General features: G+C 72.8%; 23 protein-coding genes. 11 read left to right on the top strand and 12 right to left on the bottom strand.

The annotated features are described in order from the left end of the window. Window positions 1-18: 18 nt before the first annotated feature. The 5 genes from FK498_RS08945 to FK498_RS08925 are packed head-to-tail and all read right to left on the bottom strand — an operon-like array spanning window position 19 to window position 6,604. The gene (locus tag FK498_RS08945; protein ID WP_141853703.1) at window positions 19-789 is read right to left on the bottom strand and encodes an SDR family NAD(P)-dependent oxidoreductase; all 771 of its coding nucleotides are present in this window, start codon (window positions 787-789) and stop codon (window positions 19-21) included. A 15-nt stretch (window positions 790-804) separates the two neighbouring features. Next, complete coding sequence (locus FK498_RS08940) at window positions 805-2,769, bottom strand: hydantoinase B/oxoprolinase family protein (RefSeq protein WP_141853700.1); 1,965 nt, start codon at window positions 2,767-2,769, stop codon at window positions 805-807. Between the two features lie 9 nt (window positions 2,770-2,778). Continuing rightward, window positions 2,779-4,818, bottom strand: coding sequence for a hydantoinase/oxoprolinase family protein (locus FK498_RS08935; RefSeq protein WP_141853698.1), 2,040 nt, complete (start codon window positions 4,816-4,818; stop codon window positions 2,779-2,781). 5 nt (window positions 4,819-4,823) lie between these two features. Then, a complete protein-coding gene (locus FK498_RS08930; protein WP_141853696.1) occupies window positions 4,824-5,576 on the bottom strand; it encodes an SDR family NAD(P)-dependent oxidoreductase in 753 nt (250 codons plus the stop codon). Beyond that, window positions 5,573-6,604, bottom strand: a complete 1,032-nt coding sequence (locus tag FK498_RS08925) for a ketopantoate reductase family protein (RefSeq protein WP_141853694.1) — start codon at window positions 6,602-6,604, stop codon at window positions 5,573-5,575. Before FK498_RS08925 ends, FK498_RS08930 begins: the two co-directional genes overlap by 4 nt. 128 nt (window positions 6,605-6,732) lie before the next feature. Here FK498_RS08925 and FK498_RS08920 point away from each other — a divergent pair, with 128 nt between their 5' ends. The 9 genes from FK498_RS08920 to FK498_RS08880 all read left to right on the top strand — a co-directional run bounded on the left by FK498_RS08920 (window position 6,733) and on the right by FK498_RS08880 (window position 16,612). Continuing rightward, the gene (locus tag FK498_RS08920) at window positions 6,733-8,328 is read left to right on the top strand and encodes an ABC transporter substrate-binding protein (RefSeq protein WP_141853692.1); all 1,596 of its coding nucleotides are present in this window, start codon (window positions 6,733-6,735) and stop codon (window positions 8,326-8,328) included. A gap of 40 nt (window positions 8,329-8,368) precedes the next feature. Further along, window positions 8,369-9,373, top strand: a complete 1,005-nt coding sequence (locus FK498_RS08915) for an ABC transporter permease (protein ID WP_141853690.1) — start codon at window positions 8,369-8,371, stop codon at window positions 9,371-9,373. Beyond that, complete coding sequence (locus FK498_RS08910) at window positions 9,373-10,227, top strand: ABC transporter permease (protein ID WP_141853688.1); 855 nt, start codon at window positions 9,373-9,375, stop codon at window positions 10,225-10,227. Before FK498_RS08915 ends, FK498_RS08910 begins: the two co-directional genes overlap by 1 nt. Continuing rightward, window positions 10,217-11,254, top strand: a complete 1,038-nt coding sequence (locus FK498_RS08905; RefSeq protein ID WP_141853686.1) for an ABC transporter ATP-binding protein — start codon at window positions 10,217-10,219, stop codon at window positions 11,252-11,254. Before FK498_RS08910 ends, FK498_RS08905 begins: the two co-directional genes overlap by 11 nt. Beyond that, window positions 11,251-12,222: an ABC transporter ATP-binding protein gene (locus tag FK498_RS08900; RefSeq protein ID WP_141853684.1), complete on the top strand. Its 972-nt coding sequence runs from the start codon at window positions 11,251-11,253 to the stop codon at window positions 12,220-12,222. The genes FK498_RS08905 and FK498_RS08900 overlap by 4 nt, the downstream gene beginning before the upstream one ends. Before the next feature lie 112 nt (window positions 12,223-12,334). Continuing rightward, entirely contained in the window at window positions 12,335-13,183 is an 849-nt protein-coding gene (gene nadC, locus FK498_RS08895; protein WP_141853682.1) for a carboxylating nicotinate-nucleotide diphosphorylase, read from the top strand. Then, window positions 13,180-13,761 (top strand): TIGR00730 family Rossman fold protein, encoded by a 582-nt coding sequence (locus FK498_RS08890; RefSeq protein WP_141853681.1) that lies wholly within the window; start codon window positions 13,180-13,182, stop codon window positions 13,759-13,761. Before nadC ends, FK498_RS08890 begins: the two co-directional genes overlap by 4 nt. After that, window positions 13,758-14,738: a TAXI family TRAP transporter solute-binding subunit gene (locus tag FK498_RS08885; protein WP_141853680.1), complete on the top strand. Its 981-nt coding sequence runs from the start codon at window positions 13,758-13,760 to the stop codon at window positions 14,736-14,738. Before FK498_RS08890 ends, FK498_RS08885 begins: the two co-directional genes overlap by 4 nt. A 62-nt stretch (window positions 14,739-14,800) precedes the next feature. Continuing rightward, window positions 14,801-16,612, top strand: coding sequence for a TRAP transporter fused permease subunit (locus FK498_RS08880; protein WP_161988360.1), 1,812 nt, complete (start codon window positions 14,801-14,803; stop codon window positions 16,610-16,612). Between the two features lie 4 nt (window positions 16,613-16,616). Here FK498_RS08880 and FK498_RS08875 read toward each other — a convergent pair whose 3' ends face one another. The 3 genes from FK498_RS08875 to FK498_RS08865 all read right to left on the bottom strand — a co-directional run bounded on the left by FK498_RS08875 (window position 16,617) and on the right by FK498_RS08865 (window position 19,800). Beyond that, on the bottom strand, window positions 16,617-16,973 hold the full coding sequence (locus tag FK498_RS08875; RefSeq protein WP_141853679.1) for a hypothetical protein: 357 nt from the start codon (window positions 16,971-16,973) through the stop codon (window positions 16,617-16,619). Between the two features lie 104 nt (window positions 16,974-17,077). After that, window positions 17,078-18,511, bottom strand: a complete 1,434-nt coding sequence (gene pyk, locus FK498_RS08870; RefSeq protein ID WP_141853678.1) for a pyruvate kinase — start codon at window positions 18,509-18,511, stop codon at window positions 17,078-17,080. A gap of 11 nt (window positions 18,512-18,522) precedes the next feature. After that, complete coding sequence (locus FK498_RS08865) at window positions 18,523-19,800, bottom strand: glycerate kinase (protein ID WP_141853676.1); 1,278 nt, start codon at window positions 19,798-19,800, stop codon at window positions 18,523-18,525. Between the two features lie 90 nt (window positions 19,801-19,890). Here FK498_RS08865 and FK498_RS08860 point away from each other — a divergent pair, with 90 nt between their 5' ends. Further along, on the top strand, window positions 19,891-20,202 hold the full coding sequence (locus FK498_RS08860; protein WP_141853674.1) for a DUF1244 domain-containing protein: 312 nt from the start codon (window positions 19,891-19,893) through the stop codon (window positions 20,200-20,202). A 166-nt stretch (window positions 20,203-20,368) separates the two neighbouring features. Here the strand turns inward: FK498_RS08860 and FK498_RS08855 are convergent, their stop codons facing one another. From FK498_RS08855 to FK498_RS08840, 4 genes are all read right to left on the bottom strand, one after another. Then, complete coding sequence (locus FK498_RS08855) at window positions 20,369-20,644, bottom strand: hypothetical protein (protein WP_141853672.1); 276 nt, start codon at window positions 20,642-20,644, stop codon at window positions 20,369-20,371. A 141-nt stretch (window positions 20,645-20,785) separates the two neighbouring features. Further along, entirely contained in the window at window positions 20,786-21,763 is a 978-nt protein-coding gene (locus tag FK498_RS08850) for a glycosyltransferase family 2 protein (protein ID WP_141853670.1), read from the bottom strand. Next, on the bottom strand, window positions 21,760-22,185 hold the full coding sequence (locus tag FK498_RS08845) for a GtrA family protein (protein ID WP_141853668.1): 426 nt from the start codon (window positions 22,183-22,185) through the stop codon (window positions 21,760-21,762). Before FK498_RS08845 ends, FK498_RS08850 begins: the two co-directional genes overlap by 4 nt. A gap of 44 nt (window positions 22,186-22,229) precedes the next feature. Beyond that, window positions 22,230-23,063 (bottom strand): metallophosphoesterase, encoded by an 834-nt coding sequence (locus tag FK498_RS08840; RefSeq protein WP_141853665.1) that lies wholly within the window; start codon window positions 23,061-23,063, stop codon window positions 22,230-22,232. Window positions 23,064-23,175: 112 nt separating this feature from the next. Between FK498_RS08840 and FK498_RS08835 the strand changes: the two genes are divergently transcribed. Continuing rightward, window positions 23,176-23,745: GTP-binding protein (locus FK498_RS08835; protein ID WP_237560891.1), on the top strand; the 570-nt coding region annotated here is incomplete at its 3' end.

Below are 23,745 nucleotides of genomic sequence, written 5' to 3'. Positions count from 1 at the left end.
CGAGCGGGGCGCCGAGGCTCAGCCGCGCACGCGCGTCGAGGGCCCCTCGCGGCGATTGATCGCGCCGCCGCCGCCGGCATCCAGCACCGCGCCGGTGATGGAGTCCGCGGCGTCCGAGCAGAGGAACAGCACCGCGTCGGCGAAGGCGCCGGGCCGCCGCCCGCGCCCCAGCAGCGAGCGCGCGACCACCGCCTCGGCATAGCCGGGCGGCATGGTGACGAGCGCGCTGCCTTCGGCGAAGGGCGGACGGGCGCTGTTCACCCGCACGCCATGGCGGCCGAGCTCGACCGCGAAGGCGCGGCTGAGATACTCGAGCGCGCATTTCGAGGCGCCGTAGGGCACGCCGTTGCCGCGGATCACCTCGGCGGCCGAGGAGGTGACGTTGACGATCGCGCCGCGCCCGGCCTCGGCCATCGCGCGGCCGATGCCCTGCATCAGCCGGAACGGCGCGCGCGTGTTGACGGCGAGGATGCGGTCGTACTCGGCGGGCGTGACCTCCATCAGCGGAATGAACGGATAGATGCCGGCGTTGTTGACCAGCACCTCCGGCGCGCCGCCGGCGAGCGCGGCCGCGATCAGGCCGTCGATGCCGGCGTCCTGCGACAGATCGGCGGCGTGCAGCGTGACGCGACCGGGCTCCAGCCCGGCCGGCACGGCGGCGGCGAGGTCGGCCTCGTCCCGGTCGGCCAGCAGCAGCATCGCTCCCTCGGCGGCGAAGGCCGCCGCGAGCTCGCGGCCGTAGACGCCTGCGGCGCCGGTGATGACGACCTTGCGGCCCGAGAAGCGCATCGGTGCTGTCCTCGTTCAGTGCGCGATCTGGGGGAACTCGGCCTGCAGGGCGGCGAAGGCGGCGCGCACCTCGCTGCCGTCGCCGCGCCGGTCTGGATCGGCCTCGACCAGGGCGAAGATGCGCCGCTTGGCATAGTGGCGCCAATGCACCGGCAGAAGCGCGAGGATCTCCGTCAGGGCGGCGTAGTTCGCCTCGGTCCAGACCCGCTCGTAGGCGTCTCGTTCTGCCCGGGCATCCAAACCGCGCGCGGGGGGGGCGGCGCGCGCGCCCCGGCCCGCCGCGGTCGCCGCCGCGTCGCCCGGCACGACGCCGTAGTCGCGCATGGCCGCCTCGGCCGTGATCTTGCCCGCCGCGAGGTCGGCCAGCACCGCCTCGACCGGGCGCTGCCAGGCCGGCCCCCAGCCCGACCCGCCCGAGCAGACGATGCGGATCACGTCGCCGGGATCGAGGGTCACCACATCCGTGTTGCCCAGGTTCTCGGCGCGGTCGGTGTCGGGGTTGCGCCAGAACTGCGAGGGCGCGCCCGGCTTGCCGCCCTGCACGCCCCAGGAGCGGAAGCGCGTGCGGTCGCGGTTGCGCGCGGTCACGACCGTGCCCGGCGCCTGGACCCGGAACTCCAGCACCGTCGCCAATCCGCCGCGATGCAGCCCGGCGCCGCCGCTGTCGGGTTCGAGACCGTAGCGGAGGATGCGGATCGGCACCTCCGCCTCGTTGATCTCCACCGGCGTGTTCTTGAGGAACCCGTTGTTGGCGCCCGAGCCGTCCATGCCGTCGCCGAAGGGCGAGCCGCCGGCGCCGCCGGTGATCGGGTCGATCGCCGCCATCACGCGCCGCCCCGTGCGGCTGTCGATGGTGTTCACGTTCATCATCGGCCCACCGCTCGCCGGCCCGGCCGGGAGGCGGTCCGGCACCGCGCGCTGGAACGCGCCCATGATCACGCCCTGCAGCCGCGCGCAGGTCATCGAGCGCATTCCCACCGCCGCCGGGAAGACCGGGTTCAGCACCGTCCCCTCCGGCACGATGCAGGTGCAGGGGCGCATCAGCCCGCCGTTCAGCAGCACCGAGCTGTCGAGCGTGTAGAGCGCGTAGTTCCAGCCCACCATCAGCAGGATGTGGCGCGGATTGTTGCCGGTCGGCATGTTCAGCGAGGCGGCGAGCTGCGGATCGGAGCCGGTGAAGTCCATCACCGCCTCCTCGCCCCGGATCTTCAGGTTCAGGTGCAGCCGGCAGGGCAGGCCGCCGGGCGCATCCTCGTCGAGATAGTCGGTGAAGGGGTAGTCGCCGTCCGGGATCGAGGCGAGCACGCGCCGGGCTTGGCGCTCGCCGAGGTCGAGCAGGTCGCGGATGCCCTGGCGGAACGTCTCGATCCCGAAGCGTCGGATCATCTCGTGGACCTTGCGCTCGCCGGTGTTCACCGAGGCAAGCTGCGCCTTCAGGTCGCCCCAGTTCTGCGTCGGCGCGCGCACGTTCAGCAGCATGATGTCGAGCAGGCGCCGGTCGAGCCTGCCCTCGCTCACCAGCTTGCAGGGCGGGAAGCGGATGCCCTCCTGGTGCACCTCGGTCAGCGCGCGCGAGAGCGAGGCGGGCACGGCGCCGCCGACATCGGTGTTGTGGATGTGGCCGACCGCGAAGCAGACGAGCTCGCCCTCCCAGAAGATCGGCTTCCAGAGATGCAGGTCCGGCGGATGGGTGCAGACGAAACCGCTGTAGGGGTCGTTGGTCATGCAGACATCGCCCTCGCGGTAGTCGTCGATTGCGCGGATCACCGGGCCGTAGTCGAGGCCGACGAACCAGGTCGCGCCGAGCTCGCGCGGGGAGGCGAAGGTCTGTCCGTCCGGCGTGGTCAGGCCGGTGGTGAAGTCCTCGGTCTCCTTCACGAAGGTGGAGTGCGCGGTGCGGAACAGCGTGAACGCCATGCTCTCGGCGGCGGCCTGGGCGTGGTTGGCCAGGATCTGCAGCGTGACGGGATCGATCGGCATGGCGGGGCCTCAGGCGAGGATCAGGCGGAGATTGCCGAACCGGTCCACCTCGCCGGACATGCCGGGGGGGACGCAGGTGGTGCAGTCCTCCTGCACGACGATGCAGGGGCCGGCGAAGCGGTGGCCGTGGCGCAGCGCGCTGCGCGCATAGAGGGGGGCGCTGCGGCGTGCACCGTCGAGCCAGATCTCGACCTCGCGCAGTGCCGCGGGCGTGCCGGTCTCGCGCGCCTGTTCGGGAATGCGGGGTCTCGGCACGCTTCCCTCGACCACCATGCGGAGCGCGATCGCCTGGATCGGCGCCTCCGCGTCGGCATGGCCGTAGATGCGCTCGTGCGTCCGGTGGAACGCCTCGGCGATCGCGGCGAGATCGGCGCTCGCGAGCCAGGCGCGATCGAGCGGCACCTCGATCTCGAAGGACTGGCCGCGATAGCGCATCTCGGCCGAGGGCTTCAGCGTCACCTCGCCCTGGAAGCGCTGGTCCTCGCGGATCCAGCGCATCGCCTCCGCCTCCAGCCGCGCGAAGGAGGCGAGGATGCGCGGCAGCGACGCCGCGTCGAGATCGGCATAGACCGTCTCGATCACGTCGCCGCGGATGTCGGCGATCAGCCCGCCGAGGGCGGAGAGCACGCCCGGCGTGGCCGGCACCAGCACCTCGCGCATGCCGAGCTCGCGCGCGAGCAGCGGGCCCAGCATCGGCCCGGCGCCGCCGAAGGGCAGCAGGCAGAACTCGCGCGCATCCACGCCCTGGCGCGCGGCGAGCTTGCTGATCTCGCGGTACATGCCGCTGATCGCCACCTGCACGATCGCCTCGGCCGCCTGCTCGCGCGTCCGCCCGAGCGGGGCGGCGATCCTGTCCACCGCCGCCTCGGCGAGATCGCGCCGCACCGTGACGCTGTCGTAGCCGAGCGCGCCGTGGCCGATCAGGCCGAGCACGCACATCGCATCGGTGATGGTGGCACTCGTGCCGCCGCGGCCGTAGCAGGCCGGCCCCGGCGTCGAGCCCGCGCTCTCCGGCCCGACGGTCAGGCGGTTGAACGCGTCGACCGCGGCGATCGAGCCGCCGCCCTCGCCGATCGAGGTGACGGCGACGGTCGGGATGAAGACCTGGAAGTCGCCGACGCGCTCGCCGGTGCCGTAGCTCGGCGCGCCGTCGATGATCACGGCCACGTCGGCGCTCGTGCCGCCGATGTCGAGGCTCATCGCGCGCGCCACCCCGGCCTGGCGGGCGACGAAGGCCGCGCCGATCGCGCCGGCCGCGGTGCCGGAGAGCAGCATCTCGACGCAGCGCGTCTTGCCGAGCTCGGCCCGCATCACGCCGCCGTTCGATTTCGTCACCATCGGCTCGGCCGCGACGCCGGCCTGGCGCAGCGCCGCCTGCAGGGCGTCGAGATACCGCGCGACGCGCGGCTGCGCGTGGCCGTGCACGGCTGCGGTGACGGTGCGCTCGTACTCGCGGATGATCGGCCAGACATCCGCCGAGCAGTAGACCGGCAGGTCCGGGCGCCGGCGCGCGATCACCGCCCTGGCCGCGTGCTCGTGCGCGGGGTTGCGGTAGGAATGCAGCAGCGCGACCACGATGCCCTCCGCGCCGGCCGCCTCGGCCCGTTCCAGCGCAACCTCGACCGAAGCCTCGTCGAGCGGTTCGAGCTCGGTCCCGTCGGCGCCGAGCCGTCCGTCGACCTCGAAGACGCGCTCGCGCGGCACCAGCGGCTTCGGCCGCTGCGACAGCAGGTGATAGGGGTCGGGCGATTTCAGCCGCGCCAGTTCGAGCACGTCGCGGAAGTGGCGCGTGACGAAGAGCGCGAGCCTGATCCCCCTGCGCTGGATCACCGCGTTCACGCCGACGGTGGTGCCGTGCGTGAACCAGGTGATCGCGTCCGCGCCGATGCCGAAGCGCTGCGCCACGCCGGCGAGCCCGGCGATCACCTCGGCGCCCGGCGTCGCCGGGGTGGAGAGCACCTTCAGCGTCGAGAGCGCCCCCGTCGTCTCGTCCAGCACGCAGAAATCCGCGAAGGTGCCGCCGATGTCGACACCGAGCCGGTAGGGCATGCGCGTCAGATCTCCCACTGGAAGCCGTCGATGGTGATCGCCTGGCCGGTGATGAAGAACGGCTCGGCGGTGGCGAGGAAGGCGACGAGCTCGGCGACGTCCGCCGGCTTGCCGAGGCGCTGCAGCGCGATCTTCCCGGCGAGCTCCGGGCCGCGCGTGCGCGTGAGCGAGTTGCCGATCTCGGTCTCGATGATGCCGGGGCAGACTGCGTTGATCGCGATCGTCGGGCCGAGCTCCTTCGCGAGCGCGCGGGTCATGCCGATGATCCCGGCCTTGGCGGCGGCATAGGAGAACTTCGAGACCGCGCTGGTCACGCCGCCGGTCTGCGCGTTGAGCGATGACATCGAGACGATGCGCCCGCCGCCACCCGCCAGCATCAGCGGCGCGAAGGCCTGGATGTAGTTGAAGCAGGACTTCAGGTTCACCGCGATGGTGCGGTCGAAATCCTCCTCGCTGATCTCCAGGATGCCGGTCGGGTTGCCGCGGCCGGCATTGTTCACCAGCACGTCGCAGCGGCCGAACCGCGCCGTCACCGCCGCGGCGATCTCGCGCGCGCGGGCGTGGTCGGCGACGTCCGCCTCCTCGATCATCGCCGCCCGGCCCATCGCCTCGACCTCGCCCCGCGTGCGCTCCATCTCCGGGCGCAGGAGGTCGACGATGACGATGTCGAACCCCCGCGCGGCGAGCGCGTGGACGCAGCCGCGGCCGATGCCGCGCGCCCCGCCCGTGACGACGGCGACCCTGGTCTCCGACCTCATCCGGCTTTCCCCTCCGCGACCGCGCACAGTTCCTGGGCGAGCGGGCGGCCGATCGCCCGCTCGCCGCGTTCGACCGCGCCGATCAGCGCGACCAGGTGATCGAGGGTCGGCGTGGCGAGCCCGTGCCGGCGGGCAGCGGCCAGGACGGGGGCGAGCTGGGCCGCGGCGTCGGTCGGGCGCCGGCGCACCGCGAGGTCGCGCCAGACGCCGGAATAGGGCTTGGCCGTGCCCGCGTTGAACGCGACCATCGCGGCGATCGAGGCGTCGATTCCCGCCGCGTCGTCGCGCGCGAAGGGCTCGGGCGCGAAGCCGTTGAAGCCGCGCGGCCGCACACCCTCGGCCGCGGCCACCGCGAGCACCTCGCGCACCAGGGCGACGTTGAGCGTGCGGAGCGCGGGGTCGCCGATGAACCCCGCGATCGTCATGTCGGCGACGGCGCTCGCCTTCAGGAGCGCGCCGTAGGCGGTCTTGCCCCAGAGATAGGCGAGGATGTCGTCGGTCAGTTCCGCATCGGGCTCGAAGTCCCGGAGCAGCGCATGCCAGGCGCGGATGCGCCCGCTGGGCGCGCCGTCGAGCTCGCCGATCGCGACCGCGCCGCGATTCGCGTAGAGGATCTCGCCGGGCGCCTGCCAGTCGGCGCCGAAATTGACGAAGGCCCCGATCGTGCGTCGCCGCCCGACCACCGCGGCGATCTCGATCTCGTTCAGCCCGTTCTGCGCCGAGACGACCGCGCCGTCATCGGCGAGATGCGGAGCGAGCGCGCGGATCGCCGCCGCCGTCTGGTGCGCCTTCACGGCGAGGATCGCGCGGCGGAAGCGCCCCTCGACGGTCTCGGGCGTGAAGGCCGGCGCGCCGACCGTGAAGGTCGCGACCGGCCCGGTGATCGCAAGCCGCCCCGCGGCGATCGCCTCGACATGCGCCGCGTCCACATCGACGAAGACCACCTCGTGGCCCTGACGCACGAGGAACGCGCCGATCGTGCCGCCGATCGCCCCCGCGCCCCAGACCAGGACCGGGCCGTCGGTCATGTCCGCCCGTCATGCCGCATGGTGGCGAACGCTAGGCGCGCGTGACGGGCAGGGCAACACTCCGTCATGTCTTGACGTGCCGGTGGAGTGATGGCCAGCATTCCGCGGGAACCTGGGGGAGACGAGCGATGCGGAAGCAGACCGAGCCTGCATCCGCGGCCGATCTTGGCCGCCGCGATCTGTTGAGGGCGGGAGCCGCCGGGGCGGCGGTCGCGGCGGCGGGGCTGCCGCGCGCGGCGGCGGCGCAGCGCGGCGGCGGGCGGATCGTGTTCGCCAACGGCAGCGCCTACGACACCATGGACCCGCATGCGACCTTCGATGTCGGCCGGGTCGCCTACCGCCTCAACTGCTACGATTCGCTGCTGCGCTGGCTGGACAATCCGCCGAAGCTCGAGCCGTGGCTCGCGGAGTCCTACACGGTCAGCGAGGACGGCAAGCGCTACACCTTCAAGCTGCGCGAGGGCGTGAAGTTCCACGACGGGACGGAACTCACCGCCGAGGACGTGGTCTACTCCATGGAGCGCATCCTGGCGGTGAAGAAGGGCGCCTATCCGCTGTTCGCCACCCTGGTCGAGCCGGGAAGCACCAGGGCGGTCGGCAGGTACGCGGTCGAGTTCAACCTCAAGGCGGCCTCGGCGATCTTCGCGGCGACCACCCACGACATCTATGTCGTGAACTCGGCCCTGGTGAAGCGCAACGAGCGCAACGGCGACTGGGGCCAGGAGTGGATCGCGCGCAACGACGCCGGGTCCGGCTCCTACGTCATCCGCCGCTTCGACCCCGCGCGCGGCTTCCTCGCGACCCGATTCGACGACCACTTCCTCGGCCCCGCCGGCGTGGCCGAGATCGACTTCCGCTACGTCGCCGAGGTGAACAGCCGGGTGCTCGGCCTGATCCGCGGCGACTTCCACGGCACCGACCCCTACATGCCGCAGGACCAGATCGCGCGGCTGCAGGCCGATCCGAACCTGAACGTGATGGAGGCGGAGTCGACGCGCCTGTTCTACGCCTGCATCCACAACCAGCGGGCGCCGATGACCGATGTGAACTTCCGCAAGGCGCTCTGCTACGCCTTCGACTACGACGGCTGGATCAACGACATCCTGGGCAAGTCGGTGGTCCGCAACACCCACGTCATCCCGAACCCGATGTGGGGCGCGCCGAAGGACGTCGCGGGCTATACCTACGACATCGACAAGGCGAAGTGGCACCTGTCGCAGGTGCAGGTGCCGCTGCGCGAGATCGTGGTCGCCGGCATGGTCGGCTACGAGCAGTCGATGCAGGCGGCCGCCCTGCTGCAGGCCGGGCTGACCAAGGCCGGCATCCAGAGCCGGCTGCTGAACGAGCCCTGGCCGGTGGTGTCGAACAAGATGCGCGACCCGGAGCAGATGTACGACGTGCTGTTCCTGTGGCGCAGCACCTACTACGCCGATCCGCACAACTGGGCCGGCGAATTGCTGCACACGAACCGCCACCGCGGCGGCAATGCGAGCTACTACAGCAACCCCGAGGTGGACCGGCTGCTGGATGCGGCGCTGGCCACCGCCGACCAGGAGAAGCGCGCGCCGCTCTACGAGCAGGTCGCACGGATCTCGAGCGAGGAGGCCGCCGGCATCTATATCCACAACACCAAGTGGTTCGGCCCGTTCCGCAAGAATGTCCGCGGCGTGCGGTTCTGCCCGATCGGCGACGGGCAGGAGATGCGCTGGCTCAGCATCGCGTGACCTTGCCGTGCGATGACGGGGCGGCGGGAGGCGCCGCCCCGTGAAGACTCTCGTCCTGATCGTCAACCGGCTGATCTGGTTCTTCCCCACCGTGCTGGGGCTGCTGGCGATCGTCTTCTTCATCTCGCACGTCATTCCGGCCGATCCGGCGGCCTTCGTCGCGGGCGAGAACGCCACCCCCGAGACGATCGCGGCGATCCGCGCCCGCCTCGGCCTCGACCGGCCGCTGCACATCCAGTTCGTCCGCTACATCCAGTCGATCCTCGAGGGCGAGATGGGGCGCAGCATCTATACCGGCCGGCCGGTCGCCGAGGATCTCCTGGGCCGGCTGCCGGCGACGCTCGAACTCACCTTCGTCACGATCGTGGTCGCGAGCGTGATCGGCATCCCGCTCGGTGTGGTGAGCGCGCTCAGGCGCAACTCCTGGCTCGATCACGGGCTGCGCGTCGTGACCATCGCCGGGCTCGCGATCGCGAGCTTCTGGTTCGCGATCCTGCTGCAGCTGCTGTTCTCGATGCGGCTTGGCATCACGCCGCTCTCGGGACGGATCGAGGGCTGGGGTCCGGAGCCGATCACCGGCTTCTACCTCGTCGATGCGCTGATCCTGTGGGATCTCGAGATCCTGGCCGATGCGCTGCACCACATGGTCCTGCCGGTCGCCACCCTCGCCTTGCCGGCGGCCGCGACCATCGTCCGCTTCACCCGTGCGGGCGTGCTGAATGCGCTGGAGAGCAACTACGTGCTCTACGAGACCGCGATGGGCTACCCGCGCCGCCTGGTGATCTGGAAGTACGTGCTGCGCAACGCGCTGATCGGCACGGTGACGCAGATCGGCCTGATCTTCGGCATCCTGCTCGCAGGCGCGGTGGTGGTCGAGGCGGTGTTCGACTGGCCCGGCCTCGGCCTGTTCGCCGTCAATTCGATCCTGAACTCGGACTACAACGCGGTGATGGGCTTCACCCTGATCGCGGGAACGATGTTCATCGTCGTGAACCTGGTCGTCGACATCGTCCAGGGCATGATCGATCCGCGGGAGACGCGCTGATGCGCCGCGTGGCGCGCAAGCTGGCCGAGGACCGGGCGGCGATGCTCGGGCTCGGCCTGATCGTGCTCCTGGTCCTGGTGGCGATCTTCGCGCCCTGGCTCGCCACCCATCCGGGCGACGTGACCGAGTTCCACACCGCGCGCCGGCTCAGCCCGCCGGGGCCGGAGAACTGGCTCGGCACCGACCGCATGGGCAGCGACATCTACTCGCGCCTGCTGTTCGGCGCGCGCATCACCATCACCATCGCCGTCACGGCGATCGCGATCGCGGTGGTGATCGGCGTGCCGATGGGGCTGGTCGCCGGCTACTACGAGGGGATCGGCAGCGATTTCCTGATGCGCGTGTCGGACATCTTCCTCGCCGTGCCGCAGATCGTGCTCGCGATCGCGATCGCGCAGACGCTCGGCCCCTCGATCGAGAACGTCATCCTCGCCCTCTCCGCGACCTACTGGCCGTTCTGGGCGCGGCTCGTCTTCGCCGAGACGCGCTCGATGAAGAACGAACCCTTCGTCGAGGCGGCGATCGCGCTCGGCTGCTCGCCGCTCCGGGTGATGGTGCTGCACATCCTGCCCTCGATCTCGTCCTCGATCATCGTGCGCACCACGATCGGCATGGGGGGCACGATCCTGACGGCCGCCACGCTCGGCTTCCTCGGGCTCGGCCCGCCGCCGCCGACGCCCGAGTGGGGGCGCACGATCGCCGAATCGCGCGAGTTCCTGCCGATGGCGTGGTGGTACGCCGCGTTCCCGGGCCTCGCCATCTTCCTGGTCGTCATGGGCTTCAACCTGCTCGGCGACGGGCTGCGCGATGTGCTCGATCCCCGGCTCAGGCGCGCGAGCCAGCATGGCCGGTGAGCTGCTCTCGGTCCGCGGCCTTCGGGTGTCCTTCGCCTCCGACGCGGGATCGGCGCAGGTCCTCGATGGCGTCGCCTTCTCGATGAAGGCGGGCGAGATCAAGGGCCTGGTCGGCGAGTCGGGATGCGGCAAGACGACGCTCGCGCGCGCGATCCTGGGCATCCTGCCGCGCAACAGCGCCCGCATCGAGAGCGGCGAGATCCGCTTCGACGGACGCGACCTCCTCGGCCTGCCCGAGGAGACGCTCGCGCGCGAGGTGCGGGGGCGCGAGATCGCCTACATCCCCCAGGACCCCTCGACCGCGTTCAACCCGGTGTTCACGATCGGCACGCAGATCGACGACCTGATGCGGTTCAAGTCGCCGCTGCTGCGCGGGGGAACGGACGATCGGCAGGGGTTCTTCAACCGCTACCCGCGCGAACGGCGCGCGGCCGACCGCGCCCGCGTGCTGGAGCTGCTGCGGCTGGTGCAGCTCCCCAACCCGGAGGCCGTGCTGCGGAAGTATCCGCACGAGGTCTCCGGCGGGCAGCGCCAGCGGCTGATGATCGCGATGGCGCTGCTGCCCGAGCCCAAGCTGGTGATCGCCGACGAGCCGACCACCGCGCTCGACGTCACCGTGCAGGCGCAGATCCTGAAGCTCCTGAAGCAGCTCGCCCGCGAGCGCGGCGCCGCCGTGCTGTTCACCACCCACGACCTGGGCGCGGCGTACGAGATCTGCGACCGCATCACCGTGATGTATGCCGGGCAGGAGGTGGAGGAGGCGCCGGTGGACGGCTTCTTCGGGCGCCCGAGCCACCCCTACACCCGCAAGCTGCTCGACAGCCTGCCCACGTCGGAAGCCGGGATCCGCGGCATCCCCGGCGAGATCCCGCGCCTGATCGATCCTCCGCCGGGCTGCCGCTTCCATCCGCGCTGCGACCGCGCGAGCGCACTCTGCCGGGCCGAGCGGCCGGCGCCGGAGCGTATCGGCCCGGCGCACAGCGTACGCTGCCACCACAGGATCGGCGCGGCGGAGCCTGCCGGATGAGCGCGGGCGACGTCATCCTCGAGGTCGCCGGGCTGCGCAAGTACTTCCCCGTGCGCAACGTCTGGAAGCGGCGGGTCGGCTGGCTGCGCGCGCTCGACGACGTCTCGTTCTCGGTCCGCCGCGGCGAGATCCTCGGCATCGTCGGCGAGTCCGGCTGCGGCAAGTCGACCCTCGGCAAGACGCTGATGGGAATCCACACCGCGACGGCCGGGCGCGTGGTGTTCGAGGGCCATGACATCGCCCGGCTGAAGCCGCACCAGAGCCGGCGCTTCCGCGAGCATCTGCAGTACTGCTACCAGGACCCGGGCGCCTCGCTCGATCCGCGCTGGACGATCCGCGGTTCGCTGCACGAGCCGCTGATCGTGCATACCGACCTTCCCAGGCCGGAGCGCGAGGCGCGCGTGCGCGAGATGCTGCGCGCGGTCGGCCTGCCCGAGACGCATCTCGATCTCTACCCCCACGAGATCAGCGGCGGGCAGCAGCGGCGCGTCGGGCTCGCGCGCATCCTGACGCTGAAGCCCTCGGTGGTGATCCTGGACGAGCCGACATCCGGCCTCGACGTCTCGGTGCAGGCGACGATCCTGCAGCTCCTGCTCTCGCTGCAGCGGCAGTTCGGCCTCACCTACCTGTTCATCTCGCACGATCTCTCGGTGGTGCGGCTGATCTGCGACCGCGTCGCGGTGATGTATCTCGGCCGGATCGTCGAGATCGGCAGCACCGGGGCGGTCTTCACCACGCCGCGCCATCCCTATACGCAGTCGCTGCTCGCGGCGATCCCGGTGATCGGGGGGCGGCGCGTGACCGAGACCTTCGCGCTCGAGGGCGAGCCGCCGAGCCCCACCAATCTGCCGTCGGGCTGCCGCTTCCGCACGCGCTGCCCGAAGGCCCAGCCCCTGTGCGCGCAGCGCGATCCGCCCCTGCGCGCCGATTGGCCGGATCAGCAGGCCGCCTGCCACCTCGCGGACTGACCGGCCGCCACGCCGGACGCGTCATCGCGGCGCCGCGCGCGATTCCCCGCGTTGACGACCCGCCGGGATCGTTCTACACTGATCATAGGCACACAAACGATCGGGGGACGGCGTGCTGGAATGGAGCGCGGTTGATCGGATCATCGACGCCGCCCTGGCCGAGGATATCGGCGCGGTCGATCTCACCAGCGAGATCGTCGTTCCCGACGGCACCCGGGCCACCTTCGTGCTGCGCACCCGGGAGGAGATCGTGGTCGCGGGCCTGCCGGTGGCCGAGGCGGTGTTCCGCCGGCGTGCCCCGGGCTGCGGCTTCGAGGCGGGGGTGGCGGATGGGGCGCGCGTCGCGCCGGGGGCGGTGCTCGCCACCGTCACCGGACCGGCGCGCGCGCTGCTGACCGCCGAGCGGACCGCGCTCAACCTCCTGTCGCACATGTCGGGGATCGCGACGCTGACGCGCCGCTACGTCGATCGCATCGCCGGCACGAAGGCGCAGCTCATCGACACGCGCAAGACCACGCCGGGCCTGCGCGTGCTCGAGAAGCACGCGACCACGCTGGGCGGCGCGCGCAACCACCGCCTCGATCTCGCCGGCGGCATCATGATCAAGGACAACCACATCTCGGTCTGCGGCGGGGTCGCGGCCGCGGTCGCGCGCGCTCGGGCGGCCGCGCCCGTGCTGACGAAGATCGAGGTGGAGTGCGACCGGCTCGACCAGGTGCGCGAGGCGCTGGAGGCCGGCGCCGACATGCTGCTGCTCGACAACATGACCACCGGGATGCTGCGCGAGGCGGTGGCGATCGTCGCCGGGCGCATCCCGCTCGAGGCCTCGGGCGGGGTCACCCTCGAGACGATCCGGGCGATCGCCGAGACGGGCGTGGACTTCATCAGCGTCGGCCGCATCACCCAGGGCGCCCCCGCGGTCGATATCGGTCTCGACGCGACCCTGGAGCCGGGCGGGTGAGCGGGGCGGTCGGACTGTTCTGCGGCGCCAACGAGACCGTGTCGGTGTCGTTCCGGCAGGCGGCGGCCGCGTTCGGCCGGGGCCTTGCGGCGCGCGGCCTCACCCTCGTCTATGGCGGCTCCTCGCGCGGGCTGATGGGCGAGGCGGCGCGCGCCGCCCGCGCCGCGGGCGGCCGCGTCGTCGGCGTGATGCCGCGCCATCTGGTGAGCCGCGAGCACGCGGCGGCCGATCTCGACGAGCTCCACCTCGTGGACACACTCGCCGAGCGCAAGCAGCGCATGGCCGACCTCTCCGACCTCTTCGTCGCGCTGCCGGGCGGGGTGGGCACGCTCGACGAGGCGCTCGAGATGATCACCTGGTACGACGTCGGCCTGGCGCGCAAGCCGACCCTGTTCGTCGATGTGGACGGGTTCTGGCGGCCCTTCGCGGCGATGATGGCGGCGTTCGCGGCGGCCGGCGTGCTGCGCCCGCACCTTGCGGGCGCCTGGGCGGTCGTTCCGGATGTCGAGGCCGCGCTGGCGGAGATCGATCGGACAGGCGCGCCGGATCGGGCGCGGATGGAGCGGAGGGCACAATGACGTCTCTCGGACGACGGACCCTGCTGGGGGCCGCGGCGGCGCTGCCGGCGCTCGCGCGCGCACGAGCCCAGGAGGCGCTGCGCATCACGCTCGCCGGCGGATCGGTCGGCGGGGCGTGGAGCGCGATCGGCAATGCGATCGGCGAGGCGATCCGCCGGCAGCGGCCGGGCTCGGCCTTCTCCTACGAGCCCGGGCGCGATGCGGCGAACGTCACCCTGGTGGCGCAGGGGCGGGTGCAGCTCGGCATCGCGCACGCGCAGATCGCCTTGCGCGCCATCAAGGGCGAGCCGCCCTTCGATCGCGCCATGCCGGACCTGCGCGCGGTCAGCCTGATCGACAGCGAGGCGGCCTGGCAGCCGCTGGTGCGCGCCGGGGCGCCGGTGAGCACGCTCGAGGAGATCGCGGCCAGGCGCGTGCCGGTGCGCGTGACGGCGAATCTGCGCGGCACGCTGATGGCGCTCGCCACCGAGGAGGCCTTCGCCGCCGCCGGTGCGCCCTTCGCGCAGATCGAGCGCTGGGGCGGCAAGGTGCACTACGTCGCCTGGAACGACGCGCTCGAGATGCTGAAGAACAACCAGGTCGACATCATCACCAACGTGGTCGACTTCCCCTCGCGCCAGGTGATCAACGCGACGCGCGGCATGGAGGTGAGGTTCCTCGGCTTCGGCTCGGATCTGGTCGCGAAGGTGAACGCGCGCCTGGGCTCGACGCCGGTCACGATCCCGGCGAACGCCTACCCGTTCCAGCCCGAGCCGGTGCACACGTTCCGCGCCCATGTCATCCTGCTGACCGCGGCCGGCGTGCCCGCCGACACGATCGAGACAGTGGTGCAGGCGATGCTCGCGCATTTCGACCAGATCCAGCGCAGCCACGCGACCATGGCGCGCCTGCAGCCCGCCGCCCTGCCCGATACCGGCGGCGTGGCCCTGCACGACGGCGCCGCGCGCGCCTACCGCGCCGCGGGGCTGATCCGCTGAGGCTGCTCGCCGCCCTGCTGCCGGGGAAGCCGCGCGCGCTTCCCCGCCTCGAGGCGGCGGTGGTGGCTGCGACCGGCGCGGGGCTGTCGGGCTTCCTGCTCGCCCTGGCGCTCGGCTGGGAGGCCGATCGCACCGTCAGCCTGTTCGTCTTTCTCGCCGCGGTCCTGACGATCGGCTTCCTCACCGTCACCGGCAACCCGGCGCGGCCGACCGGACGGTCGCTGCCGTCCTGGGGGCTCGTGCTCGCGGCCTGGGGCGCGACCGCCTGGTTCCTGGTGCACGCCGAGGCGCACGCCCTGCGCTGGCCCATGGTCAGTCCGCTCTCCCCCGGCGACATGATCGCGGCGTCGCTGCTGGTGGCGCTGGTGCTCGAGGCGACGCGGCGCACGATCGGGCTCGCCCTCGCGCTGCTCGTGCTGCTCTTCCTCGCCTATGCCCTGTTCGGGCACCGGCTGGAGGGCGCCTTCGCCCATCGTCCCCTCGGCGTCGCCGAGATCCTCGACCACCTCGTCTTCACCACCAACGGCCTGGTCGGTCCGGCGCTCGCGGTCGCGGCGTTCCTGGTCTACGTGTTCGTGCTGTTCGGCGCGGTGCTGGACCGGTCCGGCGGCGGGGACTTCTTCTTCGATCTCGCCGCCGCCCTGGTCGGCCGCCAGGCGGGCGGGCCGGCGAAGGTCGCGGTCGTCTCCTCGGCGCTCTACGGCACGATCTCCGGCAGCCCGACCGCGGACGTCGTCACCACCGGCGCGCTGACCATTCCGATGATGAAGCGTCTCGGCTACCGCCCGGCCTATGCCGGGGCGGTCGAGGCCGCGGCGAGCACCGGCGGCGCGCTGCTGCCGCCGGTGATGGGCAGCGCCGTCTTCCTGATGAGCGACTTCACCAACATTCCCTATGCCGAGATCGCGCTCTCGGCCGCGCTCGCGGGCATGCTTTACTTCGTCGCCGTGTTCCTCGCCGTGCATGCGCGCGCAGCGCTCGACGGGCTCGGCGCCTTCGACGGGGCGACCATGCGGGTCGGCGCCGTGCTGCGCGCGGGCTGGTGGCATCTCGTGCCGATCGCGGCGCTGGTGTGGCTGGTGCTGTCGGCCGACCGGCCGGTCTACGGCGCCGGCCTCGCCGTCGCGATCGCCGCGGCGATCCTGCTCGTGCGCACCCGCGCGCCCGTTCGTTCCGCGCTCCTGCTGCTCGGGGCGGCGATCGAGGCGGCACGGCGTGCGGCGCCCGTCGGCATCGCCTGCGCGGTCGCCGGGCTGGTGGTCGGCTCGCTCACGATCACGGATCTCGCCGGCAAGTTCTCCTCGCTCCTGTTCTCCTTCGCGCCCGACCTGCTGCCGGTGGTGATGCTGATCACGGCGGGCGTGACGCTGCTGCTCGGCATGGGGATGCCCACGCCCGCCGTCTACGTGCTGGCCGCGGTTCTGGCCGCACCCGCGATGATCAGTCTCGGCGTGCCCGTGCTGGCCGCCCATCTCTTCGTGGTCTACTTCGCCTCGATGTCGGCGATCACGCCGCCCGTCGCGGTCGCGGCCTTCGCCGCCGCCTCGATCGCGGGAGCCGATCCGTTCCGCATCGCGACGATCGCCAGCCGGCTCGCGGTGGTCGGCTTCGTGCTGCCCTTCTGCTTCGTCTGGCGCCCGGCGCTGCTGCTGATCGGCGATCCGCTCGCGATCGTCCAGGCGATCGCGGTGACGCTCGCCGGCGTCGTGGCGCTCGCCGCCGCCCTCGAGGGCTGGCTGGCGCGACGGCTGGGCGCGCTCGATCGCCTGCTGCTCGGGCTCGCCGGCGCGGCGCTGGTCGCCCCGATCGCCTGGGCCGATATCGCTGGTGCCGGGCTGCTGGCCGGCTGGCTGCTGGTCGCCCGCCGCCGCTGAAGCCTCAGCGCCGGCAGCGATACATCACCCGGACCTGGGCGATGTCGGTGTGGGTCCCGTCGCGCTCGATGACCAGCGGCCTGATCCCGCCAGGGACCCGGCGGTACTGCACCACGTCCCCGGGGCGCAGCGGTGCCTCGCCGTCCGCGGCTGTCCGCAGCACCTGCACCCCGATGCGGTCGGCCTGGATGAGGAAGCGCACCTCCGCCAGAACCAGGCGCTTGCCGCCGTCGCGCCACTCCAGCGTGTTCTCTCCGATGACGTGGCGGAGGCTCGTCTCCGCACAGGACGTGTCGGGCGACCAGATGCCGCGCAGATCCGAGGGCGATTCGGCGGAGGCCCCGCCGCCGAGCGCGAGCATGACCACCACCGCGGTGACCGCTCGATGGACGCGAGACACGGCTGCCTCCCGGCGTGATGCGCCGGCCGTCCCCGCGCCGCCGCCGCGATGGCGCATGGCGCCGGTCACGGCATCGTCGCGATTCGGAGCGCGTTGGTGGTGCCCGAGGTGCCGAACGGCATCCCCGCGACCACCACGATCTCCTGGCCCGCGGCCGCGAAGCCTTCCTGCGCGGCGATGCGCAGCGACTTCGCCACCGCCTCGCTCATGCTGTGCGCATCCGCCGTCACGATCGGGTAGACGCCCCAGACCACGCAGAGCCGGCGCGCGGTCTCCTCGCGCGGGGTAAGCCCGAGGATCGGCGCGGCGGGGCGTTCGCGGCTGATCCTGAGCGCGGTCGAGCCGGACATGGTGAAGGTGGCGATCGCCTCGGCGCCGATCGTGTGGGCGACCTGGCGCGCGGCGGCGACGATCGCGTCCGCCGAGCTGCGCTCGGGCAGCTGCCGCGTGGCCTCGACGATCTCGCGATAGGTCGGGTCCGCCTCCACCCGGGCGACGATCCGGTCCATCATCGCCACCGCCTCGCGCGGGAAGCTGCCGGCGGCGCTCTCGGCCGAGAGCATTACCGCGTCCGCGCCGTCGAACACGGCGGTCGCGACGTCGGAGGCCTCGGCGCGCGTCGGCGTGGGCGCGCTGATCATGCTCTCCAGCATCTGCGTCGCGACCACCACCGGCTTGCCCGCGCGCCGGCACGCCCTGACGATGCGCTTCTGCGCCAGCGGCACGTTCTCCGGCGGCAGTTCGACGCCGAGATCGCCGCGCGCGACCATCACGCAGTCGGACAGCGCGACGATGTCGTCGAGCGCCTCGAGCGCGGAGGGCTTCTCGAGCTTGGTCATGATCCAGGCGCGGCCGTCGATGATCCGGCGCGCCTCGGCCACGTCCTCGGGCCGCTGGACGAAGGAGAGGCCGACATACTCGATGCCGCGCTGCAGGGCGAAGTCGAGATCGCGCCGGTCCTTCTCCGTCAGCGCCGGGATCGGCAGCGTCACGTCGGGGACGTTCACGCCCTTGCGGTCGCTCACCGCGCCGCCGACCACCACCTCGCATTCCAGATGGTCGGGACGCTTCCGCTCGACGCGCAGCCGCACCTTGCCGTCGTCGATCAGCAGGGTCGCGCCGATGCCGGCAGCCTTGATGATCTCGGGGTGCGGCAGCTGCACGCGCGCGGCATCGCCGGGCACCGGCGAGAGGTCGAGGCGGAACCGCGCGCCGGTCTGGAGCTGCACCCGCCCGCCGCGGAACGTGCCGACCCGCAGCTTCGGCCCCTGCACGTCGGCGAGGATCGCGATCTGCCGCCCGCTGCGCTTCTCGAGGGTGCGGATCGCCTCGATGCGCGCGGCGTGATCCTCGTGCGTGCCGTGGCTGAAGTTCAGGCGGAACACGTCGGCGCCGGCGTGGAACAGCTGGCCGATCATCTCGGGCGTCGAGGAGGCCGGGCCGAGGGTCGCGATGATCTTGGTGCGGCGATGGCGGCGCAGCGCGGGCTTCTGTCGCATCGGGACCTCCGTCATGCGACCAGGACGGCGCGAAAGTCGTTCACGTTGGTCAGCGTCGGGCCGGTGGTCACGAGATCGCCGAGGGCGGCGAAGAGGCCGTAGCTGTCGTGGCGCGCCAGCACCGCCGCCGGGTCGAGCCCGGCGGCGCGCGCGCGCGCGAGCGTGTCGGGCGTGACGATCGCGCCGGCCGCGTCCTCGGTGCCGTCGATGCCGTCGGTGTCGCCGGCGATCGCCCAGATCCCCGCCTCGCCCTTGAGCGCCAGGGCGAGACCGAGCAGGAAGGTCGTGTTGCGCCCGCCCCGTCCGGCCGGCCCCCGGATCGTCACGGTGCTCTCGCCGCCGGAGAGCAGCAGGCAGGGCGGGCCGGCGGGCGTGGCGTGGCGGCGGCAGCCGCGCGCGATCCCGGCCATCACGGTGCCGAGCACCGCGCTTTCGCCCTCGATCGCATCGCCGAGGATGAGCGGCGCGAGCCCGAGCGCGCGCGCCTTCGCCGCCGCCGCCTCGAGCGCCATCTGCGGGGTCGCGATCAGGCGGTACTCGGCGCCGGCGAGCCGCGGATCGCCGGGCTTGGGCGTCTCGTCCTCGGCGCGGTCGAGATGCGCGGCCACCTCCGGCGCGAGGTCGATGCCGTAGCGGTCGACCAGCGCGCGCGCATCGGCAAAGCTGGTCGGGTCCGGCACGGTGGGGCCGGAGGCGATCACCGCCGGATCGTCGCCCGGCACGTCGCTGATCGCGAGCGTGACGACGCGCGCCGGGTGCGCGGCGGCGGCGAGCCGGCCGCCCTTGATCGCCGAGAGGTGCTTGCGCACGCAGTTCATCTCGTGGATGGAGGCGCCCGAGTGCAGGAGCGCGCGGTTCACCGCCTGCTTGTGCGCGAGCGTCAGCCCCGGCGCGGGCAGCGCCATCAGCGCCGAGCCGCCGCCCGAGATCAGCGCGAGCACCAGGTCGTCGGCGTCGAGCCCCCGCACCGCCGCAAGGATGCGCCGCGCAGCCGCTTCGCTGCGGGCATCGGGCACGGGGTGGGACGCCTCCAGCACCGCGATCGCCCGCGTCGGCACGGCATGGCCGTCGCGCGTCACCACCACGCCCTCGACCGGCCCCTCCCACGCCGCCTCGACCGCCGCGGCCATCACCGCCGCCGACTTGCCCGCACCCACCACCACCGTGCGGCCTTTCGGTCGCCCGGGCAGGTGGGCGGGCAGGACGCGCCGGGGATCGGCCGCCGCCACGGCCGCGTCGAACACCGCGCGCAGGGCAGCCCGCGCCGCCGCGTCAGTCCATCGCTCCACGCTGTCGAACCTCCCTCACCGGTGGCGGGGGAGTATGGCGGACCGGGCCGGGGCGCGCCATCTATGCCGCGACAGCGAGAGGAGGGCCGCATGGCTGCACCCGAGTTCGACCCCGCGACCCGCACCGAGCTGGAGGCGGCCGCCTTCCGCCGGCTGGTCCAGCACCTGCGCGAACGCACCGACGTGCAGAACATCGATCTGATGAACCTCGCCGGGTTCTGCCGCAACTGCCTCTCGCGCTGGTACCGCGAGGCGGCGGAGGCGAGGGGGATCGCGCTCGCCGATCCGGATGCCCGCGAGATCATCTACGGCATGCCCTACAGGGAGTGGCAGGCGCGCTACCAGAAGGAGGCGAGCGCCGAGCAGAAGGCCGCCTTCGCCAAGGCCCATTCCGGGCACTGATACCCGCCGCGCGCGGGCTCGGGGTCGGCCAGGGCGATCGCGCGCGGGGCCCGGGGCGGACCGCCGTGCACGGAACGAGGCCGCTGCCGGCCGGAGGTCGACCCTTCGGCGGGGGTGAGGGAGCATCGGCCGGCCCTCCGGGCCAGCGCTCGCGGATCGCCCGGGATCAGGCCGGGGGAGGCGTGGACGTGGGCGGCGCGCCGGTGCCGGCCGCGGGTGACGGCGACGGCGGCGCAGTCCGCAGACGTTCCTGGACCTGCTGGACGAGGGTGATCAGCGTGTTGACCGTGCCGGCGAGCTGGGAGAGCGGCAGCACGAGCTGCCCGCACGCCGTCGCCCTGCCCTCGCCCACCGCCTGGCCGAGCGTGATGCGCACCACCCCGTGCGTGACATTCGCCTCGATGATGCCGTCGCAGAACAGCGTCGGCAGGCCGTTGGTCATGGCATCCTCCCCGATTGCGGCAGGCACCGACCGGCCGCCTGACGCCCGGGTTGCCTCCTCGCGCAGCCATCGTCGGGTCCAGTCTAGAGCCGGTTCCGCCTTGTCGGAACCGGCTCCGGGGGATGCGCCGGCCGTGCGGGCTCACCGCCCGGCCTGCTCGGCCCCCGCGGTCGGCAGCCGCCGCTCCGCCAGCGCGGCGGGGCCGGGAATGGCAAGATAGGCGATCCGCTTCATCTCCTTCCGCCCGCGCGTGACCGTCTCCAGGATCAGCCCGCAGGCGAGCGAGAGGAAGGAGAGCAGGACCAGGCCGAGCGAGAGCACCGCGGTCGGCAGCCGCGGCACCAGCCCGGTCTCGAGATAGGTCGCGAGCACCGGCGCGAAGAGGCCGAGGCCCGCGACCAGCAGCACCGCCGCGGCGAGGCCGAAGAAGGGCAGCGGCCGCTCCTCCTTCACCAGCACCAGGATGGTGCGCAGGATGCGCACGCCGTCGCGGATCGTGCTGAGCTTGCTCGCCGAGCCGGGCGGGCGCTCCTTGTAGGCGGTCGGCAGCTCGCCGATCGGCATGTCGAGCTCGAGCGCGTGCACGGTGAGTTCGGTCTCGATCTCGAAGCCGCCGGCGAGGGCGGGGAAGCTCTTGACGAAGCGGCGCGAGAGCACGCGGTAGCCGGACAGCATGTCGCCGACGCGGTCGCCGAAGATCGCCGCGACCAGGCGGGTAAGCACGCGGTTGCCGAGGCGGTGGCCGCGGCGATAGGCGGCCGCGCCGCCGCTGCGCGCGCCCGTCACCATGTCGAGACCGCGCGCGCGCAGGAGCTCGACCATGCGCGGCGCGGCCGCCGCCTCGTAGGTGTCGTCGCCGTCCACCAGCACGTAGATGTCGGCCTCGATGTCGGCGAACATCCGCCGCACAACGTGGCCCTTGCCCTGCAGGGGCTCGTGGCGCACCACCGCGCCGGCCGCGGCCGCCGCCTCGGCCGTGCCGTCGGTCGAGTTGTTGTCGTAGACGAACACCGTGGCGTCGGGCAGCGCCGCCCGCATCTCCGCCACCACCGTGCCGATCGCCGCCCGCTCGTTGAAGCAGGGGATCAGCACGGCGATGCGCGGCGCGGCACCGCTCACCGCGCGCCCTCGCGGAAGACCAGGAACCGGGCGGCGAGGAAGTTCACCGCCATCCCGGCGAGCGATCCGGCGGCGACCGCGATCACCGGCTCGGCGCGGGCCGCGGCCACGGTGGCGATCAGCGCGGCGTAGGTGCCGCGGTTGAGCGCGAAGCCGGCGAGCTGGGTGACGACGAAGCGCAGCCACTGCGCGCCGGCGTGCTGGCGGCGCGCCTCGGGGAAGGTGAAGCGCCGGTTCAGCAGCCAGTTCGTCGAGGCGGCGGTCAGGTAGGCGAGCGCGCCGGCGCTGTAGAGGTCGAGCCCGAGGCCGAAATGCGCAGCGTAGACGACCGCCGTGTCGACCGCGAAGCCGAGCGTGCCGACCAGCCCGAAGCGCAGCATCTGCGTCGCGAGCGGCAGGCGGGCGGCGGGCGCGTCGGTCATGGCGCTCCCCTCCGGGGCCGTGCGGCGGGCTCAGGAGGCGGCCGTCATGACGCGGCGGCCGGCGCGGGCGGATAGATCTCGTCCACCATGTCGTCCAGCACCAGCGGCTCGGCGCCGGGGATGCGCAGGAACTCGGTCTCGACGCAGTCGGCGCGGAAGACGTGGCGCATCACGCCGAGCTGGCGCTCCGCCCCGCGCGGCTCCGGCATCAGCCGCGTGCCGAGGGTGAAGGAGGTGGCCGGGGCCCAGGCGAGGGTGGCCGGGCCGTGGCTCGCCAGCCGCCACAGGTGCAGGTGTCCCGAGGCGACGAGGCGGAGGTTGCGATGCCCGAGCAGCGGCCGGACCGCGTCGCGCGCCTCCGGCGGCACCGCCCAGTAGCCGACCGGGCCTTCTTCGATCGCGTCGAGCAGCATCGGCTTGTGCAGGAACACCGCGATCCGCCGCTCGCCCAGGGTCGCGAGCGCCTCGGCGATCGCCGTGCGCTGCGCCCGATCCGCATCGCCGCCGGTGCCGATCACCTGGCTGTTCAGCCCGATCAGGCGCCAGCCCGGCCGGTCCTCGGTCCAGAGGGGGGGGCCGAAATGCCGCTCGTGGCGGGCGATCCGCGCGGCGGTGGGCGGCTGGGCGGCCGAGCCTGGGTCGCCCACGTCGTGGTTGCCGGGCACGACCCGGAGCGGCGCGGGCAGCCCGGCCAGCCGCTCGGCGGCCATGGCGCAGTCGGCCTCGGCATCGGCGCCGTCCAGCGTGACGTCGCCCGTGTGCACGATCAGGTCGGGCGAGAGCCTCGGCAGCAGGGCGCGCGCGGCTTCCCAGTTGGCGTTGAAATGGGTCAGGCGCGGCGAGAGATGGCTGTCCGAGACCTGGACGATGCTGAACATGGCGCTCCTGGGGAGGGATAGGGGCGGGAGGGATAGGGGCGGACGGGGCTATACCACCCCGGGCGCGGGGCGGAAGGATGGCGCGCATGGCACAGTCGTGTGAGGTCGTGGTGTGATCCTCGGCACAGCGGGACACGTTGACCACGGCAAGACCGCGCTGGTGCGCGCGCTGACCGGGGTGGATACCGACCGACTGGCCGAGGAGCGCCGGCGCGGCATGACGATCGAGCTCGGCTTCGCCTATGCGGGCGAGGGCGCGGCACGGTTCGGCATCGTCGACGTGCCCGGCCACGAGCGGTTCATCGCCACCATGCTGGCCGGGGTCGCCGGGATCGAGGCGGTGCTGCTCTGCGTCGCCGCCGACGAGGGGCCGAGGGCGCAGACCTTCGAGCATCTGCGCGTGCTCGACCTGCTCGGCCTGGCGCGCGGCATCGTCGTGCTGACGCGGGCCGACCGCGCCGATCCCGCCCGCATCGCCGCGGTGGCGGCGGAGATGCGGGCCCTCCTCGCCGGCACCGGACTGGCGGATGCGCCCGTGCTGGCGGTCTCGGCGGTGACGGGCGCGGGCATCGCCGCGCTGAAGGCGGCGATCGCGGCGCTGCGCCGCCCCGCTGCCGCGCCCTCAGGCCGCGCCCGGCTGGCGGTGGATCGCGTCTTCGTGCTCGACGGCGCGGGCGTGGTC

Source organism: Elioraea sp. Yellowstone, from assembly GCF_006704265.1.
Taxonomy (GTDB): domain Bacteria; phylum Pseudomonadota; class Alphaproteobacteria; order Acetobacterales; family Acetobacteraceae; genus Elioraea.
The sequence above is the reverse complement of the archived record's forward strand: the minus strand, read 5'-3'. Positions and strand labels throughout refer to the sequence as shown.

Coding starts and splice junctions, on each gene's coding strand:
- FK498_RS08945 (WP_141853703.1), bottom strand. CDS start 789: ATGCGCTTCTCGGGCCGCAAGGTCGTCATCACCGGCGCCGCAGGCGTC.
- FK498_RS08940 (WP_141853700.1), bottom strand. CDS start 2,769: ATGCCGATCGATCCCGTCACGCTGCAGATCCTGGCCAACCACGCCCAG.
- FK498_RS08935 (WP_141853698.1), bottom strand. CDS start 4,818: ATGCCCTACCGGCTCGGTGTCGACATCGGCGGCACCTTCGCGGATTTC.
- FK498_RS08930 (WP_141853696.1), bottom strand. CDS start 5,576: ATGAGGTCGGAGACCAGGGTCGCCGTCGTCACGGGCGGGGCGCGCGGC.
- FK498_RS08925 (WP_141853694.1), bottom strand. CDS start 6,604: ATGACCGACGGCCCGGTCCTGGTCTGGGGCGCGGGGGCGATCGGCGGC.
- FK498_RS08920 (WP_141853692.1), top strand. CDS start 6,733: ATGCGGAAGCAGACCGAGCCTGCATCCGCGGCCGATCTTGGCCGCCGC.
- FK498_RS08910 (WP_141853688.1), top strand. CDS start 9,373: ATGCGCCGCGTGGCGCGCAAGCTGGCCGAGGACCGGGCGGCGATGCTC.
- FK498_RS08905 (WP_141853686.1), top strand. CDS start 10,217: ATGGCCGGTGAGCTGCTCTCGGTCCGCGGCCTTCGGGTGTCCTTCGCC.
- FK498_RS08900 (WP_141853684.1), top strand. CDS start 11,251: ATGAGCGCGGGCGACGTCATCCTCGAGGTCGCCGGGCTGCGCAAGTAC.
- FK498_RS08885 (WP_141853680.1), top strand. CDS start 13,758: ATGACGTCTCTCGGACGACGGACCCTGCTGGGGGCCGCGGCGGCGCTG.
- FK498_RS08875 (WP_141853679.1), bottom strand. CDS start 16,973: ATGCTCGCGCTCGGCGGCGGGGCCTCCGCCGAATCGCCCTCGGATCTG.
- pyk (WP_141853678.1), bottom strand. CDS start 18,511: ATGCGACAGAAGCCCGCGCTGCGCCGCCATCGCCGCACCAAGATCATC.
- FK498_RS08860 (WP_141853674.1), top strand. CDS start 19,891: ATGGCTGCACCCGAGTTCGACCCCGCGACCCGCACCGAGCTGGAGGCG.
- FK498_RS08855 (WP_141853672.1), bottom strand. CDS start 20,644: ATGACCAACGGCCTGCCGACGCTGTTCTGCGACGGCATCATCGAGGCG.
- FK498_RS08845 (WP_141853668.1), bottom strand. CDS start 22,185: ATGACCGACGCGCCCGCCGCCCGCCTGCCGCTCGCGACGCAGATGCTG.
- FK498_RS08840 (WP_141853665.1), bottom strand. CDS start 23,063: ATGTTCAGCATCGTCCAGGTCTCGGACAGCCATCTCTCGCCGCGCCTG.